Annotated in this window: 18 protein-coding genes; 6 read left to right on the forward strand and 12 right to left on the reverse strand. The window is 59.8% G+C overall.

The features are described from left to right. Nucleotides 1-251 precede the first annotated feature (251 nt). Genes AB5Y73_RS11075 through AB5Y73_RS11100 form a run of 6 tightly spaced genes read right to left on the reverse strand, consistent with a single transcriptional unit; the run spans nucleotide 252 to nucleotide 5,079 of the window. Nucleotides 252-1,430, reverse strand: a complete 1,179-nt coding sequence (locus tag AB5Y73_RS11075) for a hypothetical protein (protein ID WP_107683449.1) — start codon at nucleotides 1,428-1,430, stop codon at nucleotides 252-254. A gap of 2 nt (nucleotides 1,431-1,432) precedes the next feature. Beyond that, the gene (locus tag AB5Y73_RS11080; RefSeq protein WP_107683448.1) at nucleotides 1,433-2,095 is read right to left on the reverse strand and encodes an energy transducer TonB; all 663 of its coding nucleotides are present in this window, start codon (nucleotides 2,093-2,095) and stop codon (nucleotides 1,433-1,435) included. Further along, nucleotides 2,092-2,493 (reverse strand): biopolymer transporter ExbD, encoded by a 402-nt coding sequence (locus tag AB5Y73_RS11085; RefSeq protein WP_042082290.1) that lies wholly within the window; start codon nucleotides 2,491-2,493, stop codon nucleotides 2,092-2,094. The genes AB5Y73_RS11080 and AB5Y73_RS11085 overlap by 4 nt, the downstream gene beginning before the upstream one ends. After that, nucleotides 2,490-3,020 carry a MotA/TolQ/ExbB proton channel family protein gene (locus AB5Y73_RS11090; RefSeq protein ID WP_107683447.1) on the reverse strand — a complete coding sequence of 177 codons (531 nt, stop codon included), beginning with the start codon at nucleotides 3,018-3,020 and terminating at the stop codon, nucleotides 2,490-2,492. The genes AB5Y73_RS11085 and AB5Y73_RS11090 overlap by 4 nt, the downstream gene beginning before the upstream one ends. Next, complete coding sequence (locus AB5Y73_RS11095) at nucleotides 3,017-4,321, reverse strand: MotA/TolQ/ExbB proton channel family protein (protein ID WP_181497702.1); 1,305 nt, start codon at nucleotides 4,319-4,321, stop codon at nucleotides 3,017-3,019. The genes AB5Y73_RS11090 and AB5Y73_RS11095 overlap by 4 nt, the downstream gene beginning before the upstream one ends. After that, entirely contained in the window at nucleotides 4,318-5,079 is a 762-nt protein-coding gene (locus tag AB5Y73_RS11100) for a DUF3450 domain-containing protein (RefSeq protein WP_005357258.1), read from the reverse strand. The genes AB5Y73_RS11095 and AB5Y73_RS11100 overlap by 4 nt, the downstream gene beginning before the upstream one ends. A 210-nt stretch (nucleotides 5,080-5,289) precedes the next feature. On the opposite strand from AB5Y73_RS11100, the gene AB5Y73_RS11105 reads away from it, so the two are divergent. After that, nucleotides 5,290-6,066, forward strand: a complete 777-nt coding sequence (locus AB5Y73_RS11105; RefSeq protein WP_005357256.1) for a LuxR family transcriptional regulator — start codon at nucleotides 5,290-5,292, stop codon at nucleotides 6,064-6,066. Nucleotides 6,067-6,125: 59 nt separating this feature from the next. On the opposite strand, the gene glmS is transcribed toward AB5Y73_RS11105, so the two are convergent. Together glmS and AB5Y73_RS11115 are read right to left on the reverse strand one after the other, a co-directional pair. Then, complete coding sequence (gene glmS, locus AB5Y73_RS11110) at nucleotides 6,126-7,958, reverse strand: glutamine--fructose-6-phosphate transaminase (isomerizing) (protein WP_107683445.1); 1,833 nt, start codon at nucleotides 7,956-7,958, stop codon at nucleotides 6,126-6,128. Between the two features lie 56 nt (nucleotides 7,959-8,014). Beyond that, nucleotides 8,015-8,788, reverse strand: a complete 774-nt coding sequence (locus tag AB5Y73_RS11115) for a DeoR/GlpR family DNA-binding transcription regulator (protein WP_005339356.1) — start codon at nucleotides 8,786-8,788, stop codon at nucleotides 8,015-8,017. 122 nt (nucleotides 8,789-8,910) lie between these two features. On the opposite strand from AB5Y73_RS11115, the gene blrA reads away from it, so the two are divergent. From blrA to creD, 5 genes are all read left to right on the forward strand, one after another. Then, the gene (blrA, locus tag AB5Y73_RS11120; protein ID WP_107683444.1) at nucleotides 8,911-9,585 is read left to right on the forward strand and encodes a beta-lactam response regulator transcription factor BlrA; all 675 of its coding nucleotides are present in this window, start codon (nucleotides 8,911-8,913) and stop codon (nucleotides 9,583-9,585) included. After that, nucleotides 9,582-11,003 (forward strand): beta-lactam sensor histidine kinase BlrB, encoded by a 1,422-nt coding sequence (gene blrB / locus AB5Y73_RS11125; protein WP_107683443.1) that lies wholly within the window; start codon nucleotides 9,582-9,584, stop codon nucleotides 11,001-11,003. The genes blrA and blrB overlap by 4 nt, the downstream gene beginning before the upstream one ends. Nucleotides 11,004-11,083: 80 nt before the next feature. Then, nucleotides 11,084-11,878: an OXA-12 family class D beta-lactamase gene (blaOXA, locus tag AB5Y73_RS11130; protein ID WP_181497703.1), complete on the forward strand. Its 795-nt coding sequence runs from the start codon at nucleotides 11,084-11,086 to the stop codon at nucleotides 11,876-11,878. A gap of 111 nt (nucleotides 11,879-11,989) precedes the next feature. Further along, a complete protein-coding gene (locus tag AB5Y73_RS11135; protein ID WP_107683441.1) occupies nucleotides 11,990-12,469 on the forward strand; it encodes a DUF1566 domain-containing protein in 480 nt (159 codons plus the stop codon). Between the two features lie 118 nt (nucleotides 12,470-12,587). After that, nucleotides 12,588-13,964 carry a cell envelope integrity protein CreD gene (gene creD, locus AB5Y73_RS11140; protein ID WP_181497704.1) on the forward strand — a complete coding sequence of 459 codons (1,377 nt, stop codon included), beginning with the start codon at nucleotides 12,588-12,590 and terminating at the stop codon, nucleotides 13,962-13,964. A gap of 52 nt (nucleotides 13,965-14,016) precedes the next feature. On the opposite strand, the gene glmU is transcribed toward creD, so the two are convergent. The 4 genes from glmU to atpG all read right to left on the reverse strand — a co-directional run bounded on the left by glmU (nucleotide 14,017) and on the right by atpG (nucleotide 18,209). Beyond that, entirely contained in the window at nucleotides 14,017-15,378 is a 1,362-nt protein-coding gene (gene glmU, locus AB5Y73_RS11145; protein ID WP_107683439.1) for a bifunctional UDP-N-acetylglucosamine diphosphorylase/glucosamine-1-phosphate N-acetyltransferase GlmU, read from the reverse strand. A 95-nt stretch (nucleotides 15,379-15,473) separates the two neighbouring features. Continuing rightward, a complete protein-coding gene (locus tag AB5Y73_RS11150) occupies nucleotides 15,474-15,902 on the reverse strand; it encodes a F0F1 ATP synthase subunit epsilon (RefSeq protein ID WP_005339345.1) in 429 nt (142 codons plus the stop codon). 18 nt (nucleotides 15,903-15,920) lie between these two features. After that, the gene (gene atpD / locus AB5Y73_RS11155; protein WP_005339344.1) at nucleotides 15,921-17,309 is read right to left on the reverse strand and encodes a F0F1 ATP synthase subunit beta; all 1,389 of its coding nucleotides are present in this window, start codon (nucleotides 17,307-17,309) and stop codon (nucleotides 15,921-15,923) included. Nucleotides 17,310-17,342: 33 nt separating this feature from the next. Further along, complete coding sequence (atpG, locus tag AB5Y73_RS11160; RefSeq protein ID WP_005339343.1) at nucleotides 17,343-18,209, reverse strand: F0F1 ATP synthase subunit gamma; 867 nt, start codon at nucleotides 18,207-18,209, stop codon at nucleotides 17,343-17,345. Between the last annotated feature and the right edge of the window lie 20 nt (nucleotides 18,210-18,229).

The following is an 18,229-nucleotide window of genomic DNA, read 5'->3' on the forward strand; positions in this document are numbered from 1 at the left end:
AGAGCGTCACGCTTGTCGCGTTGAGGAGGCGCATATTACGCTTCTCACTTCGAAAGTCAAGCGATTGTTTTCGCTTTTCTTTCGGCGCCCACTTCACTAGGAAGCTGGCTCATCAGTTCGGCGTGTTCCGCCGTGCTGGTAGGGGCGCATTATAGGGAGCCGCGCCGGGATGACAAGGGCTTTTTGCAAAAACGCGTTCGTTTGCTGAAAAAGCGAACTGAACGCCCCAAAACAACCCCTTGGCATCTCTTTTACGCCGCTTTTTTGCTCAATTCTTCGCTTTGTGCCCGGATATAGTTGACCCAGCTGGTTGCCTTCTGCTGCCAGTTATCCTGTTGCTGCAGCTCACGGGCCAGTTCCAGCGCCTGGGCATACTGCTCCTTATTAAGGTGTGCCAGCACCAGCAACGCTTTGGCGCGATTGCCTTGCTCGCCCTTCACCGACTTGATGGCAGCGAGCTGGGTCATGGCAGCATCAGTCTTGCCCTGTTGCAGCAGCAGTTCGGCGGCGCGCATGGCGGCTTTGGGCTGACCGTGCTGGTTGGCGAGCAGCTGCCAGCTATCGACCGCTTGTGACCACTCCCGGGCACCTTCCCACAATTGGGCAAGCAGTTGGCGGTTTTCAGCACTTTGCTTCATCTGTCCCTTGGCCATGGCCGCTTCCAGCAGACGGGCACCACGATAAGGCAGCCCTTGCCAGGCATAGAGACGAATCAGCTGATTGCGGGCTGACGCATCATCCATCAGTTTTCTGTCGATAGCTGTTTGCAACAGAGCCAACGCCTGATCGCCACGTTTGGCGGAGAGGTTGAGCGACACCGACTGCTGCCACCATTTGCTCTCTTTGGGTTCGTGGCTGATCAACTCGGCCGCCTGATCGGCAGCCACGCCATAACGTTGCTGAGCGGTGAGGGCGGAGAGACGAATGATGGCGGCCTGCTTCTGCCAACCCTTCTTCAACAACTGTTCGCTCTGGCTGGCAGCGTCACCATACTGTTTGTTGTGGTAATAGAGGCCAGCCAGACGCAGGCGCAGTGCATCGTCTTGCTTGAGCGCCAGTGCCGCCTTGTAGCTGGCAATGGCACCAGACCAGTTGGATTGCTGGGCCTGAATATCGCCGCGCAGTCGCAGCAGCTGGAGCTGTTGTTGCTCGGGCCACTCTTTATAGGCAAGGGCCTGTTCGACATAACGGCTCGCCTGGGCGGTCTGTTGCAGATTGGCCGCCAGCGAGGCTTGCAACTGCGCCAGCCAGGCACGCTCGGCATCGCTATTTGGCTTGAGGCCGGATGCCTTGCTCTGGGCTTGTTGCCACTGACCGGACTGATAGAGCTTCATCAGGGGTTCAAGCTGACGGGAGAAGTGAGGGCTGACCTCCATCGCCAGACAGGCTTGGCCGACCAGGGCCAGCAGACAGATCCAGATCCGCAACATAGTTATGACTCCAGTTTGAATTTGAGCGTGATGACTTGCACCAGCTTGTCGGTGGCGCCCGGTCTCGGCTGATAGCGCCACTTGTTGATCGCCTGAATGGCCGCCCGCTCGAACTGACGCTTGGGTTTGGCCTCGACCACTTCCACATCCTGCACGCCACCTTCCGCATTCACGCTAAAGCGCAGGGTGACGAAACCTTCGATCCCTGACTGTTGGGCACGATAGGGGTAGACCGGCTCGATCCGTTGCAACGGCATCAGCATGTCACCGACGCCGATACCCGCACCCTGCTGCTGGCCGTGGTAGTTGCCACTCAATACCGGTGCGGTACTGGTCGCCACTCCGGGGGCATAGACCTGCACCGCGCTGAGGCTGGAAACCAGATCCAGACTCGGCTCAACGGCCGCCAAGGGGGCCGCAGCAGGCATCGGCAGCGGTGTCGAGGCCAATGCCGCGGGAGGCTCTGGCAGAGGCTCGGGTTCCTGCGGTACCGGACGCTCGCGTACCTGCACCTCGGTCACCTCGTTCTGCATATTGATGACGATGGGCTTCTGTTCGCTCGCCACCTTCTCGCCCTGGGGCGGTTCAACCAGCGTGGCCATGAACAGCAGGATGCCCAGACTGAGGGCAATCCCCAGCCCCAGGCTCATCAGCTTGTATTTCATTTCGGCGCCACCGCCACGGCGATATTGGCGATACCCGCCGCCTTGGCCTCATCCATCACCCGCACTACCTTGCCGTGGGGCACTCGCTCATCGGCCTGGATCACTAGACTGGCATCGGGTTGCTCCGCCAGCAGGCGGGCGATGGTGGCCTGTACCCGCTCCACATCGACCTGCTTGCGGTCGAGGAAGATCTGACCCTGAGCCCCGATCGCCAGCATGATGCTGGAAGATTTCTGCGCCTTGGCCTGACTGGCCTGAGGTCTGTGTACCTCGAGCCCGGCTTCGCGCACAAAGGAGGTGGTGACAATAAAGAAGATCAGCATGATGAACACGATATCCAGCATGGGGGTCATGTCGATCTGCACTTCGTCACGCTGGCGTTTGGATTGCCGTCTCATTGCATTACCTTCTCTTCTCGCAGGCCGTCCCGGGTCTTGGCCAGCGCGCGCTTGGCCTGACTCTCGAGCCGACTGAGTAACAACACGCCGGAGAGCGCCACCACCATGCCTGCCATGGTGGGGATGGTGGCACGAGAGATCCCGCCCGCCATGCTCTCCGGGTTAAAGCGGTTGGCCGCAGCCAACGCATCGAATACGCCGATCATGCCGGTCACAGTGCCCAGCAACCCCAGCATGGGACAGAGCACCACCAGGGTGCGGATGAAGATCAGATGACGGTTCAGTTCCAGCTCCGCCTGCGCCAGCCAGCGGCTGCGGATCGCCCGGGCGTGCCAGCTGTGTCGCTCGCTGCGGGCCTGCCAGCGGCCGAGCAGCTGTTGCTGCAAGGGGCCGAAACCCAGATTGAGGTAGAGCAGCCGCTCGATCATCAAAATCCACATCAGCACCAGCAGGGCCAGAATGACCCAGAGCACAGGGCCGCCACGGCCCATGAAACTCTGCAGCTGTTGCCAGACGTCGAGCATCATGCTGCTCGCTCCATCCCGCCGTTATTGCTCTCGGCGCGCTCGGCCAGAATGCCAGCCACCTGCTGCTCCAGCACATTGGAGAGCTCGGTGAAGCGCGATTGCAGCAGGCTGTGGGCCAGGATCAGCGGAATGGCCGCAACCAGTCCCTGTACCGTGGTGACCAGCGCCATGGAGATGCCGCCCGCCATGATCTTGGGATCGCCGGTGCCAAACTGGGTGATGGCCTGGAAGGTGCCGATCATCCCGGTCACGGTACCGAGCAGACCCAGCATGGGGGCGATAGCCGCGATCACCTTGACCATGCCGATGCCGCGCTCCATGCGAGGAGTCTCCTGCAGGATCGCCTCATCAAGACGCAGTTCGAGGGTCTCCATGCTCAGCTCGGGGTGTTTGTCTGCCACCGTCAGCACCCGGCCGAGGGCGTTGTCGGCGTGATACTCGCCGCTCTTGAGCTGGCGTCGTACCAGAGTCAGTTCGCGGGAGAGACTCCACAGCCGTACCGCAGCAATTCCCAGACCGATAGCGGCCAGCAGCACGATAATGGCGCCGACCTGACCACCTTGCTGTACCTGCTGCCAGAAGGTGGGCGCTTGCGCCAGCATCGCCAGCAGAGTGCCATGAGAAGGATCCAGCGGCAGCGCTTCCCCTTCCTGACCCTGATAAGCCGCAACGGCCGAGAGCACGCTACCGGGCAGACCCAGTACCGGGCTCAACCCTTCGGCGGTCGGTTGCAGGAAGCCTTCGCGCCCCAGCAGGGCAAAACTGCCAACCCGGGTCAGCGACTGCTCGCTGGCAGCCCCCTGGGCATCGAGCACCTTGCCGTTGAACTGGGCAATCCAGCCAGATTCGCGGATCTCCTGCAGCAGCGTGGCGGGCAGCAGGGCGAGAGCGGCACGATCCGGCACCTGTTTATCCTGTGCCATGGTTTTCAGCGGGGCGAGACGCTCCGGGTACTGGCCCTCGACGGCGGATTCGCTCAGCATCTTGACCGCATCGCTGGCGCCCTGACGGGTGACCGCGAAGATCTCGTTCATGTCGCCGGAGGCTTGCTCCCACTGGGCGTTAAGCTCGACCAGCTGCTTCTCGTTGCTGGCGAACTTGCCGGCCAGCTCCTTGCTCAGGCGCTGGGCCTCGGCCAATTTGGCGCGGGCACTGTTCAGCTCTTTGGAAACAGATGCCAGATCTTGTTGAGCCTGCTGTTCACGAGCCTGTTCCTGCTGCTGCCACTCATCGGCGACAGCGGCGTTGGCACCGCAGGAGAGGGCAATAAGGAGGGGGAACCACTTCATGGTGACTCTCATGATTGGGCCTCCTGACTGCGGCTGACAGAGAGGGGGACATTGAGCAACTGGGGAACTTTCTTGTCGGCGGCCACATCCATCGCCTCGGCGATAGGGGAGAGCCACTGGCTGTCGAGGGCTTGCCATTGCTTCGCCTCGGCGGACCAGCGCCATGCCTGACTGCGATCGGCCGTCATTGCCAGCAGGGAGACCCGCCCCAGCGCCAGCACATCAACCCGACGCGGGGCACCATCCAACTCCAGCTCTGCGGAATAGCTGTCCATCCGGCTGCCATATTCGGCTTCAATCTGATAGGCCTGCAGCAGCTGACGGAATTTCTCCGCCTCGCTAACGTCTGCGCGAGCCAGGGTCGCTTTCAACTGTTCAACCCGCGCCAGCCGATCTTCCTTGCGCAGCGGGATGTCGTTTTGCACCAGCTGTTCCAGATCTGCCTGCATCTGCAACATCAGCGGGATCAAGCCCTGACGGGTCTCTTGCACCGCTTCCAGCTGCTGGCTCAATTTACCTAGCTCATTTTGCTGATCGGCCACCAGAGATTGCATGTAGCGATTGTAGGCTTCGAGGTCACGCAGTTGCAGCTGGGCATTTTGCAGCTCCAGTCGTGCGGCAACGGCGGCATCGGCCGCTTTTTCCACTCGCTGCTGGGAGGCTTTCCCGGCAGCTATGCTGTTCTTGAGGGCGGGAGCAACCAGCTCATCCCCGATGGCAGCAAAGTGGACTGACAGTGGCAGCAGGGCCACACCCCATAATTTGTTCATTGAAATACATCTTACTAATGATAACTATTATCATTATCTCAAATGCAGGGCGGACTGGCAACGAGAGGATTTTCTTGGCCTTTATGCACAAAAACAGGATAATTTTTAAGCACGCACGGAATAAGTGGCGCCAATAGCCACCGCACAAATATAAATAACGATAAAAAATCTTTTCGATCAGTGTGATAGAGATCGAAAAAGGAGAAAGTAATGCTCAACGATGCGATCTGGGAACATATCGACAAGTTCACCAAGGCAACAAAAACCAGCGATATCCAGCAACTGCTGGAGCGCTTCAGTCATCAAATGGGCTTTGATTACTTTCGGCTGCTGATTATTTTCCCCATCAGCATGCAAAAATCCCACGTGGCACTGTTCAACAACTGTCCGACCACCTGGTTTGACGCCTACAGCGAAAACCAGTATCTGACCCAGGATCCGGTGGTCTATCTGGGGCTGAAACAGACCCAGCCGATCTTCTGGAACAAGCTCGACTGCGACTCGCCCTGGCTGCCCAGCGCCAGCCGCGATGTGATGAACCTGGCGGCTGATTTCGGGGTACGCAATGGCGTCTCCTTTCCGCTGCACACCCCGCAGGGGGAGCACGGCATCCTCTCATTCATCACCAAGGAGAAATCCAACTCCGATCTGATGTTTGAAAATGTTCCGCTGCTGTCATTCTGCGCCAGCTACATCTTCAACTCCGCACTGCAACTGATCAAAAGCAGACCGGATATGATGAAATACCTGACCGAACTGTCGGATCGGGAGAAGGAGTGCCTGTTCTGGGCCAGCGAGGGCAAGACCTCCTGGGAGATCGCCACCATCCTCGGCATCAGTGAGCGGACGGTCAACTTCCACCTGACCCAGGTGACCAACAAGACCGACTCAAAGAACCGCAGTCAGGCCATCGCCAAAGGGATCACCAGCGGCATCATTGTGCCTTCCCTCGATGAGGTCACCATCACCAACCTGCGGCTGTCGTAACCCCTCAGCAGCAACAAAAAGAGCCGCAATTGCGGCTCTTTGTCATTTCAGAAAGTGACTTACTCAACGGTCACCGATTTTGCCAGGTTGCGCGGCTGGTCGACGTCAGTCCCCTTGATCAGGGCAACGTGATAGGAGAGCAGCTGCAGCGGCACGGTATAGACGATGGGGGCTATCATCTCTTCCACATGGTTGAGGTTCATGACCCGCATGGTCTCGTCGCTCTTGAAGCCGGTATCGGCATCGGCGAACACGTAGAGGATACCGCCACGGGCGCGCACCTCTTCCACGTTGGACTTGAGCTTCTCCAGCAGATCGTTGTTCGGCGCCACCACAATGATGGGCATCTCGGCATCGATCAGCGCCAGCGGGCCATGCTTCAGTTCACCAGCGGCGTAGGCTTCGGCGTGGATGTAGGAGATCTCTTTGAGCTTGAGCGCCCCTTCCATGGCGATGGGGTACTGGCTGCCACGACCGAGGAACAGGCTGTGCTGCTTGTCGGCAAACTCTTCGGCCAGGGTTTCGATATCCTTGGCCAGCGCCAGACTCTCTTTAATACGCAGCGGCAGGGCTTGCAGCGCCTTGACCAGTTCAGCCTCGGCGGCGGCGCTCAGGTGGCCACGGCAGTGACCGACGGAGGCCACCAGCATAAGCAGGCCAGCCAGCTGGGTGGTGAACGCCTTGGTGGAGGCTACGCCGATCTCGGCGCCGGCACGGGTCATAAAGGCCAGATCCGATTCACGCACCAGCGAGGAGCCCGGCACGTTACAAATAGCTAGCGAGCTCATATAGCCGGATTCCTTGGCCAGACGCAGGGCGGCCAGGGTATCGGCGGTCTCGCCACTCTGGGAGAGTGTCACCAGCAGGCTGTTGGGGCGCACTACCGACTTGCGATAGCGGAACTCGGAGGCGATCTCTACATCGCAAGAGACGCCAGCGATCTCTTCGAACCAGTAGCGAGCCACCATGCCGGAGTGATAGGAGGTGCCGCAGGCGACGATCTGCACGTGCTCGACCTTGTCAAAGATGGCGCGCGCGCCGTTACCGAACGATTCGACCACCACGTGATCGCTGCCCAGACGCCCTTCCAGGGTGTTGGTGATCGCTTTGGGTTGCTCGTGGATCTCTTTGAGCATGTAGTGACGGTATTCGCCCTTGTCACCGGCATCGTGGGAGAGTTCGGACTCCTGCTCTTCGCGCGCCACGGCGTTGCCGTTGGTATCGAAGATGTGCACGTCACGGCGGGTCACTTCGGCCACATCACCCTCTTCCAGGAAGATGAAACGACGGGTCACCGGCAGCAGCGCCATCTGGTCGGAGGCGATAAAGTTCTCGCCGATACCGCGGCCGATCACCAGCGGTGAACCGGAGCGGGCCACCACCACGCGGCTGTCGTCGCGGCTGTCCATCACCACGGTACCGTAGGCACCGCGCAGCTGCTTCACCGCAGTCTGCATGGCTGCCAGCAGGCTACCGGCGCTCTTCAGCTCGTGATGAACCAGATGGGCAATCACTTCGGTATCGGTGTCGGAGCTGAACACATAGCCCAGCGCCTTCAACTCTTCCCGCAGCTCTTCGTGGTTCTCGATGATGCCGTTGTGCACCACCACGATATGCTCGGAAACGTGGGGGTGGGCATTGCGTTCGGAGGGCTCGCCGTGAGTGGCCCAGCGGGTATGGGCGATGCCGGTACCGCCGTGGACGGACTGCTCGTCAAGCGCCTTGGCCAGCTCGGCCACCTTGCCCAGACGGCGAACCCGCTGCAACGGCTGGTTGGCGCTGAACACGGCCACACCGGCTGAGTCATAACCGCGGTACTCCAGACGGCGCAGGCCCTCTACCAGAATTTCAGCCACATCACGTTGGGCAACAGCCCCGACGATGCCACACATACACTTCTCCTTGAGATACAAATCGTAAAGTCAGTTGGATGGTTCAGAGCTCGATGTCAGCAAGTGACCGGGGCGCAGATAAGCGTCACCCCCTGGGCTTGAATCTGTTCTCTGGCCTCGCTGGCCAGCCCCTCGTCGGTCACCAGGGTATGGATGCTCGACCAGGGAAGTTCGAGATTGGGGATCTTGCGGCCGATCTTTTCCGATTCGACCATCACAATGACCTCCCGCGACACCTCGGCCATGACCCGCGACAGGCCCACCAGCTCGTTGAAGGTGGTGGTGCCACGCTCCGGGTCGATACCGTCGGCACCGATAAATAGCTGGTCGAAGTCGTAGGATCGCAACACCTGTTCCGCCACCTGCCCCTGGAAGGATTCGGAGTGAGGGTCCCAAGTGCCACCGGTCATCAGCAGGGTAGGCTCATTTTCCAGCTCGCGCAGGGCACCGGCCACATTGAGGGAGTTGGTCATCACGATGAGGCCGCGCTTGTTGCCCAGCATGGGGATCATGGCGCTGGTGGTGCTGCCACTGTCGATGATGACGCGGTTGTGATCACGCAGCCGCTCGGCCGCCGCACGGGCAATCGCCAACTTTCGGTTCGAAACTTGTTCAGGATTGGCCTCGACCACCATCTCGCTCGGCAAAGGGACAGCGCCACCGTAACGGCGCAGCAGCAGACCACCGGTCTCCAACACGGCCAGATCTTTACGGATGGTCACTTCGGAGGTAGAAAAGTGTTTGGCGAGGGCGTCGACACTCACTTCACCCTGCTCTTGTACCAGGGTCACTATGGTGTGTCGGCGTTGTTGAGTATTACGTTTGGTCATTTTTAAGTTTCGATTCGAAAGAACATCGAAATATTAGCCCCTTTTTCGGAAAAATAAAACAGCAAATAGGATCCGATTTGGTTCGATGCCAGAATGGGGTGCCAATTTGCGACGAGGATGCCATGCAAAAGAGAGTCATCTGGCTGGTGGAGGATGAGGCCAGCATCGCCGACCCCCTGATTTACGCCCTGCAGACCGACGGGTTCGAGGTAGAGTGGTTCATGCTGGGCCAACAGTTGCTGACACGACTGGAACAGACGCGACCCGACTTCCTGATCCTCGATGTGGGGCTACCCGACATCAGCGGCTTCGAACTCTGCAAGCAGGTGAGGGCGCTGACCGATATTCCCCTGATGTTCCTCACCGCCCGCAGCGAGGAGATAGACCGGCTGATCGGGCTGGAGATCGGTGCCGACGACTATGTGGCCAAACCCTTCTCGCCAAGGGAAGTGTGTGCCCGGGTGCGTGTCATCCTGCGCCGCAGCCAGCCCGTCGCCCCTCAGCCCAGCGCCCTGCTGGTATTGGATGAAGAGCGGGCCCGCATCCATTTTCGCGGCCAGTTGCTGGCCCTCACCCGCTACGAATATCTGCTGCTCAAGACCCTGATGCTTGCGCCGGGCCGGGTCTACTCCCGCCAACAGCTGATGGATCTGGTGTGGCAGGATGCGGAGGAGAGTCTGGATCGCACCGTAGATACCCATATCAAGACCATCCGCGCCAAGCTGCGCGAACATGATCCCGAGGCCAACCTGATCCTCACCCACCGCGGGCTGGGCTACAGCCTGGAGCTGGCATGAGACTCGGGTTGCAACTGCTGTGCGGCCTGCTGCTGATCTTCGCCCTGGCCGCCTGGTTCGTGCTGGAAATCTTCGTCGAGGAGATAAAACCCGGGGTGCGCAGCGCCACCGAGGATACTCTGGTAGACATGACCCAGCTGCTGGCGCCGCTCGCCCTCGATGATCTGCAAGAGGGGAATATGATGAACGGGCGGTTGGCCAGCGCCTTCGCCCGCCTCAACCAGAATCCCATCAATGCGATGATCGACGGCCACCTCAAGCAGCAGGCGGAGTACCGCATCTATGTCACTGACCAGAAGGGCATGGTGATTTACGACTCCGACGGCACGGATCTGGACAAGGATTATTCCCGCTGGAACGATGTCTACCGCACCCTGCGCGGCCAATATGGCGCCCGCAGCACCCGCACCGATCCCGACGATGCCGCCAGCTCGACCATGTATGTGGCGGCGCCGCTGCGGGAAGGGGCCGAGATCATCGGCTCCCTCACCGTCGCCAAACCCAATCGCACCCTGATGCCAGCCATCGAGCGCGGGGAACAGGAGCTGCTGCGGGCCGGCGGCCAGATGCTGCTCATCTCGCTGCTGATCGGCAGCCTGCTGGTGTGGTGGCTAAACCGCGCCATCGGCAAGCTGGTGCACTACGCCGACTCGGTCAGCAAGGGGGAGACGGCACCGCTGCCACGGCTGCACACCGTCGAGCTGGATAGGCTCGGCCGCTCGCTGGAGACCATGCGCCACCAGCTCGATGGCAAAAGCTACATCGAAGCCTATGTCCACAGCCTGACCCACGAGCTGAAGAGCCCGCTGGCCGCCATTCGCGGGGCAGGGGAGATTTTGGCCGAAACGCCGCCTCCCGAAGTCGCCAAACGCTTTATCGGCAACATCAATCTGGAAACCGCGCGCATGCAGCAGCTGATCGAGCGAATGCTGCAACTCGCGCGGCTGGAGTCGGGCCAGGGGCTGGATCGTCAGTCGGTGGAACCGGCAAAACTGGGCAAGCGCACCCTCGACGCCCGCCAGATAATTGCCCAGCGCCGTCAGGTCGAGTTGGTGGCCGAGCTGGCCAGCGCGCCGAAACAGAAGTGGGATCCGCTGCTGGTGGAGCAGGCCATCGGCAACCTGCTGGATAACGCCATCGACTTCTCTCCTGCCTACGGGCTGGTCACCCTGAGCGGCAGCCAGCAGGAGGAGGGCTACTGTTTTCGGGTCACCGACTGCGGCCCCGGCATTCCCGACTACGCCCTGCCGCGCATCTTCGAGCGCTTCTACTCCCTGCCGCGCCCGGACAAGGGCAAGAGCAGCGGTCTGGGGCTTAGCTTCGCCCATGAGGTGGCCCACCAGCATGGCGGCCGTCTGACCCTGAGCAACCGGCCGGAAGGAGGCGCGCTGGCGGAACTCTGGCTGCCGTTCGCCTAGTCCCCCCGCAACTTCACATTCCCCACACAAAGCGGCATTAGACTGCCGCTTTCTCTCATCCATTTGCTCAAGGAAATGCTATGTCCCGCCTGCTTCTCTCCAGCCTGCTGGCTGCCGGTCTGCTCGCAGCCCTGCCTGCCTCCGCCGCCAGCGGCTGCTTTCTCTATGCTGACGGCAACGGCCAGACCCTCTCCAGCGAAGGGGACTGCTCCAGCCAGCTGCCGCCCGCATCTACCTTCAAGATCCCGCTGGCACTGATGGGTTATGACAGTGGCTTTCTGGTAGATGAAGAGCATCCGGCGCTGCCCTACAAGCCGAGCTATGACGGCTGGCTGCCCGCCTGGCGCGAAACCACTACCCCGCGCCGCTGGGAAACCTACTCGGTGGTCTGGTTCTCCCAGCAGATCACCGAGTGGCTGGGGATGGAGCGCTTCCAGCAATACGTCGACCGCTTCGACTATGGCAACCGGGATCTCTCCGGCAATCCGGGCAAACATGACGGCCTGACCCAGGCCTGGCTCAGCTCGAGCCTCGCCATCAGTCCGGAGGAGCAGGCTCGCTTCCTCGGGAAGATGGTGAGCGGCAAGCTGCCAGTCTCGGCGCAGACCCTGCAATACACCGCCAATATCCTCAAGGTGAGCGAGATCGACGGCTGGCAGATCCACGGCAAGACCGGCATGGGCTACCCGAAGAAGCTGGATGGCAGCCTCAACCGCGATCAACAGATCGGCTGGTTCGTCGGCTGGGCCAGCAAACCGGGCAAGCAGCTCATTTTCGTTCATACCGTGGTGCAGAAACCGGGCAAGCAATTCGCCTCTATCAAGGCGAAAGAAGAGGTGCTGGCCGCCCTGCCCGCGCAACTCAAGAAGCTCTGATCCCCACATAACCTGACGACAGGGCTGGAGGCCAAAGCTTCGCAGCCCGCTCCGATCATCAGGGTCAGCCCGCCGACACCGGGCTGACCGCCATCCGCACAAGAGACAAAAATGAAATTATTCCTGTGGCTGCTCTGGCTTCCGGCCAGCATGGCGCTGGCCGCCTGCGACCTCTCCGATCGCCTGAGTCGGCAAGGGGGAATCATCCATGATCGGCTCAACCAGCTCGAATGGCAGGTGTGCAGTCTGGGCAGCGAGTGGCAGGAGGAGAAAGGGTGCATGGGCACACCGGCCCTGCTGACGCTGCTTGAAGCCAAGGATGAAGCGGCCCGCCTTGGCGAGGGGTGGCGACTCCCCACCATCGAGGAGCTCCTCACCCTGCTCGACGAAGATTGCCGGGCGCCGATGACAGACCCCAACTTCTTTCCGGACATCCATGACAACGGGGAAAATGCCGCCCCCTACTGGACATCCAGCACCATCGAGGAGATGCCGGAACTGGTCTACTACATCGACTTTATACACGGAGTGATCGATGGCCATACCGATCGCTTCGCGCAAGCCGCCCGGCTGGTGCGCACCCGCCCCTGAACAATCAGACGGCGCCTGATGGCGCCATTTTGCAACAAGTTCACCTCCACTTCACACAAGCCCATCACCACTTCACGCCAGACTGACAGACTCGCTCCACAGAACAAGGAGACGAGTCATGGTCAAACAGATATTCACACACAAAATCTTTCTGCTGCTGTTGCTCAGCCTGCTGCTGATGGTACCGGTGCAATCCATCATGGAGCTGAACCGGGAGCGGCAGATTTACCGCAATCAGGCGATCCAGAGCATCATGGCCAGCAGCAGTGGCCCGCAACGGCTGATGGGGCCGGTTATCGTGCAGCCCTATACCCGTTCGGTGACGGTCGAGCAGGATGGCAAGCGCTTCGTCCGTCAGGAGCAGACCTATCGCTACCTGCTGCCGGAACAGCTCGACGTGCAGGCCACCATGGAGGTGACTCCGCGCAAGCTCGGCATCTATCAGGCGCAGGTCTATCAGACCCGCCTCACCCTATCCGGCCGCCTGCCCACCCGGCAGAGTTTGCTGAATGACGCGACCTCACCGCTCGGTGAAACGGCCGAGCTGGTGGCGGGCAAACCCTACCTGAGCCTGGTGCTCTCCGATGCCCGCGGTATCAACAGCGTCCCCGAACTGCAACTCGGCACACAGCGGATCCCGTTTGCCCCCGGCGCCCGCCTCGGTGATGCGCTGGCGGGTATCCATGCCCCACTCGACAGCCTGCCGCAGCAGGATGGCACCTTCCATCTGGAGCTCAATCTACAGGGGATGAACGCCCTCGACATAGTCCCGCTGGGCAAGGAGAGCACCCTGCAGCTGGCGGGCAACTGGCCCCACCCCAACTTTATCGGTGACTTTCTGCCGGGCAGTCGCACCCTGAGCCCGCAAGGGTTTGAGGCCAACTGGCAAACCAGCTGGTTCGCCAGCGACATGGAGACCCGCTTCAACCGGATGATGAACGGTGGCGATAGCAATCTCTCCACCTTCAGCGTCAGTCTGGTGCAGCCGGTGGATCACTATCAGCTCAACGAACGGGCAGCCAAATATGCCCTGCTGTTTATCGGCCTCACCTTTATCAGCTTCTTCATGTTCGAGCTGCTCAAGGGGCTGAGGGTTCACCCGATCCAGTACGCGCTGGTAGGGATGGGGCTGGCCATTTTCTATCTAGTGCTGCTGGCGCTGACCGAACACCTCGGTTTTGGCTGGGCCTATCTGGTGGCCGCGCTGGCCAGCGTGCTGCTCAACGGCTTCTATCTGAGCCATGTGCTGGGCGGCCCGAAGCAGGGGATCGGCTTCGCGGCGCTGCTCGGGCTGGTCTATGCCATCCTCTACAGCCTGCTGCAGGCCGAAGAGATCGCCCTGCTGCTCGGTGCCCTGCTCTTGTTCGCCACCCTGACGCTGATCATGATGCTGACCCGCAAGCTCGACTGGTATCAGGTGATGGACTACAGCGCACCCGCGACCACATGGGCGGCCCCCCAGTCATCGACCAGTGACCCCAGCCATCAGTCATAAGCCAAAAAAAACCGGCGCCATCAGGCGCCGGTTCTATTTTATTGATCGGGCATCACTTCTTCTTGACCGGACGAGCCCAGTTTTTAATGTGACGCTGGGGCACCCGGGTGATCACCAGCTCGTTCTCGGCCACATCCTTGGTGATGGTAGAACCCGCCCCCAGAGTCGCCCCCTTGCCGATACGAACAGGCGCTACCAGCTGGGTATCAGAACCGACGAATACATCGTCCTCGATGATAGTCTGGAATTTGTTGACCCCGTCGTAGTTGCAGGTGATGGTACCGGCACCGATATTCACCCCAGCTCCGATCTCGGCATCACCCAGATAGGTCAAATGACCGCACTTGGAACCGACACCAAGACGGGCCTTCTTCATCTCGACGAAGTTGCCAACGTGCGCATCCTGCTCCAGCACGGCACCCGGGCGCAGACGGGCAAACGGGCCGACCGAGCACTGATCCGCCACCTGAGCCCCTTCAACGATGGAGTAGGGCTTCACTTCGGTGTGATCGCCAATGACGCAATCCTTCAGCACGGCACCGGCACCGATACGGACGTGGTTGCCGAGGGTTACCTTGCCTTCGATGATGACGTTGACGTCGATCACCACCTCTTCACCGATCTCGAGGGTTCCGCGCAGATCGAAGCGGGCAGGGTCAATCAGGGTGGCACCGGCGATCATCAGCTTCTCGGCCTGCATCTGCTGGTAGCTGCGTTCAAGGGCAGCCAGCTGGACCCGGTTGTTGGCCCCTTCCACCTCGGCGGCACGCTCCGGATGGACCGCCGCGATCGGACAGCCATCGCCGTGCGCCATGGCGATCACGTCGGTCAGGTAGAATTCGCCCTGGGCATTCTTGTTGTCGAGACGAGACAACCATTGACGCAACTGGCCCCCATTGGCCACCAGCACGCCGGTGTTCACCTCACGAATGGCCAGCTGTTCGACATTGGCATCCTTCTGCTCGACGATGCCGACTACCTGACCATTTTCACGAACGATGCGGCCATAGCCGGTGGGGTTGTCCAGTACCACGGTCAGCAGTGCCATCCCGTTTTCAGCCTTGGCAGCCAGCAGTCGCTGCAGGGTCTCTGGCTGGATCAGCGGGGTATCGCCGTAGAGCACCAGCACATCGTCTTCATCCTTCCAGAACGGGATGGCCTGGGCGACGGCATGACCGGTCCCCAGCTGTTGCGCCTGCACCACCCAGTTCACATCGGCCGCCACGATCCGCTCTTTCAGCAATTCGGCACCGTGGCCATAGACCAGATGCAGCTGCTCGGCGCCGACCTGACGGGCGGTATCGATCACATGGGAAACCATGGGTTTGTTGGCTACCGGGTGCAGTACCTTGGGCAGAACGGAACGCATGCGGGTACCTTTACCCGCCGCCAGGATCACGACGTTGAGAGACATGACTTCGACCTTGAACTTGTGTGGAAATACTCGGCGGAGTCTATCCAACGGGTAAAAAAAAAGCGACCCGAAGGTCGCTTTTTACATCACCGTTATTAGCGGTAATTCTTTTTGACGATATCGATGACTCGCAGTTGAGCCATCGCCTTGGCCAGCTCGGTGGCGGCCTGGGCGTAGTCGATATCACCATGGGAGCTGTGGATCCGCTCTTCGGCTGCGCGCTTGGCTTCCTGGGCTTTCGCCTCATCCAAGTCGTCAGCACGAATCGCAGTGTCCGCCAGCACGGTCACGGATTCAGGTTGTACTTCCAGCATACCGCCGGAGATGTACAGCACCTCTTCAGTTCCGTTCTGCTTCACCAAGCGGACCAGGCCCGGCTTGATGGCAGTCAGCAACGGAGCATGACCGTGGCGGAGACCCAACTCACCTTCGGAGCCTGATACCTGAGCGGATTGCACGCGACCGGAAAACAGTTTTCCTTCGGCGCTCACCACGTCCAGGTGAAAGGAGATCATCTCTGCCATGGGCCCTCCTGTCGAGGCTTACAGTTTCTTGGATTTCTCGACGACTTCGTCGATACCGCCAACCATGTAGAACGCCTGCTCGGGCAGATCGTCATACTCGCCTTTCAGGATGCCCTGGAAACCACGGATGGTCTCTTTCAGCGGCACGTATTTACCCGGAGAACCGGTAAACACTTCTGCTACGAAGAACGGCTGGGACAGGAAACGCTCGATCTTACGGGCACGGGCTACGGTCAGTTTGTCTTCTTCTGACAGTTCATCCATACCCAGGATGGCGATGATGTCCTTCAGCTCTTTGTAGCGCTGCAGTACGGTCTGAACGCCACGAGCGGTCTCGTAGTGCTCTTTGCCAACCACCAGCGGATCCAGCTGACGAGAGGTAGAGTCCAGCGGGTCAACGGCCGGGTAGATACCCAGTGCCGCGATTTGACGGGACAGTACCACGGTCGCATCCAGGTGGGCGAAGGTGGTCGCCGGAGACGGGTCAGTCAAGTCATCCGCAGGCACGTAAACGGCCTGTACGGAGGTGATGGAACCAGTCTTGGTGGAGGTGATACGTTCTTGCAGAACACCCATCTCCTCGGCCAGGGTCGGCTGGTAACCTACTGCAGAAGGCATACGGCCCAGCAGTGCGGATACTTCAGTACCGGCCAGGGTGTAACGGTAGATGTTGTCCACGAAGAACAGCACGTCACGACCTTCGTCACGGAACTTCTCGGCCATGGTCAGGCCGGTCAGCGCAACGCGCAGACGGTTTCCGGGCGGCTCGTTCATCTGACCGTAAACCAGAGATACTTTGTCCAGTACGTTGGACTCCATCATCTCGTGGTAGAAGTCGTTACCCTCACGGGTACGCTCACCAACACCGGCGAACACAGAGTAACCACTGTGCTCGATCGCGATGTTACGGATCAGCTCCATCATGTTTACGGTTTTGCCTACACCGGCACCACCGAACAGACCAACCTTACCACCCTTGGCGAACGGGCATACCAGGTCGATAACCTTGATGCCGGTCTCCAGCAGATCGTTGCTGTTGGACTGATCTTCGTAGCTGGGGGCAGCGCGGTGGATAGACCAGCACTCTTCTTCACCGATCGGACCTTTTTCGTCGATTGGCTCGCCCAGTACGTTCATGATCCGACCCAGAGTCGCAGTACCGACCGGAACCTGGATGGATTTACCGCTATTCACTACTTCCAACCCACGACGCAGACCGTCGGAGGAGCCCATGGTGATGCAACGAACGACGCCGCCACCGATCTGTTGCTGAACTTCCAGCACCAGACCCTGGCCTTGACCTTCGCTAACGACCTTCAGTGCATCGTACACCTGGGGCACGGCATTCTGCGGGAACTCGATGTCCACCACAGCGCCGATGATTTGGACGATGAAACCGTTACTCATGTCAAATCCTCTAAACCTTTGATAACCCTTGCCTTACACCGCAGCAGCACCGGATACGATCTCTGTCAGCTCCTGGGTAATACTGGCCTGACGGGCCTTGTTGTATACCAGTTGCAGATCGTTAATCAGGTTACCGGCGTTGTCAGTCGCGGCTTGCATGGCAACCATTCGGGCTGCCTGTTCACTTGCCAAGTTTTCCACTACACCCTGGTAAACCTGAGATTCGACATAGCGAACCAGCAGGGTATCCAGCAGCTTCTTGGGATCCGGCTCATAGAGGTAATCCCAGTGGTGTTTCTTGGCGAGCTTGCTGTCTTCAGTTACGGGCAAAGGCAGCAGTTGATCGACCCGTGGTTGCTGCACCATGGTGTTGACGAACTTGTTGTACACCAGATACAGCTTGTCAATCTCACCGTTGTCGTAAGCCTTCAGCATGACCTTGACTGAACCAATCAGGTCATTGACGCTCGGACTATCGCCCAGTCCTGCGACATGAGCTTTAACCTTGGCGCCGTGCCGTTCAAAGAAGTTGGAGGCCTTGTTACCGATCAGTGCCAGGTCAACCTTGGCACCTTTCGCGCTCCATTGCTTCATATCATTGAGGGCAGCCTTGAACAGGTTGATGTTCAGACCACCACACAGGCCACGGTCGGTGGAGACGACGATGTAACCCACTCGCTTGACCTCACGTTCGATGAGGTAGGGGTGCTTGTATTCCAAGTTCCCCTGAGCGATATGGCCGATCACCTTGCGCATGGTTTCAGCGTACGGACGGCTGGCAGACATGCGTTCCTGCGCACGGCGCATTTTGCTTGCTGCCACCATTTCCATAGCGCCGGTGATCTTCTGAGTGTTTTTCACACTCCCGATCTTGTTACGTATCTCTTTTGCGCCGGCCATCTCTTACTCTCCATCAAGTG

The sequence above is a fragment of the Aeromonas sp. s7(2024) genome (assembly GCF_040907825.1).
Lineage (GTDB): Bacteria > Pseudomonadota > Gammaproteobacteria > Enterobacterales > Aeromonadaceae > Aeromonas > Aeromonas veronii.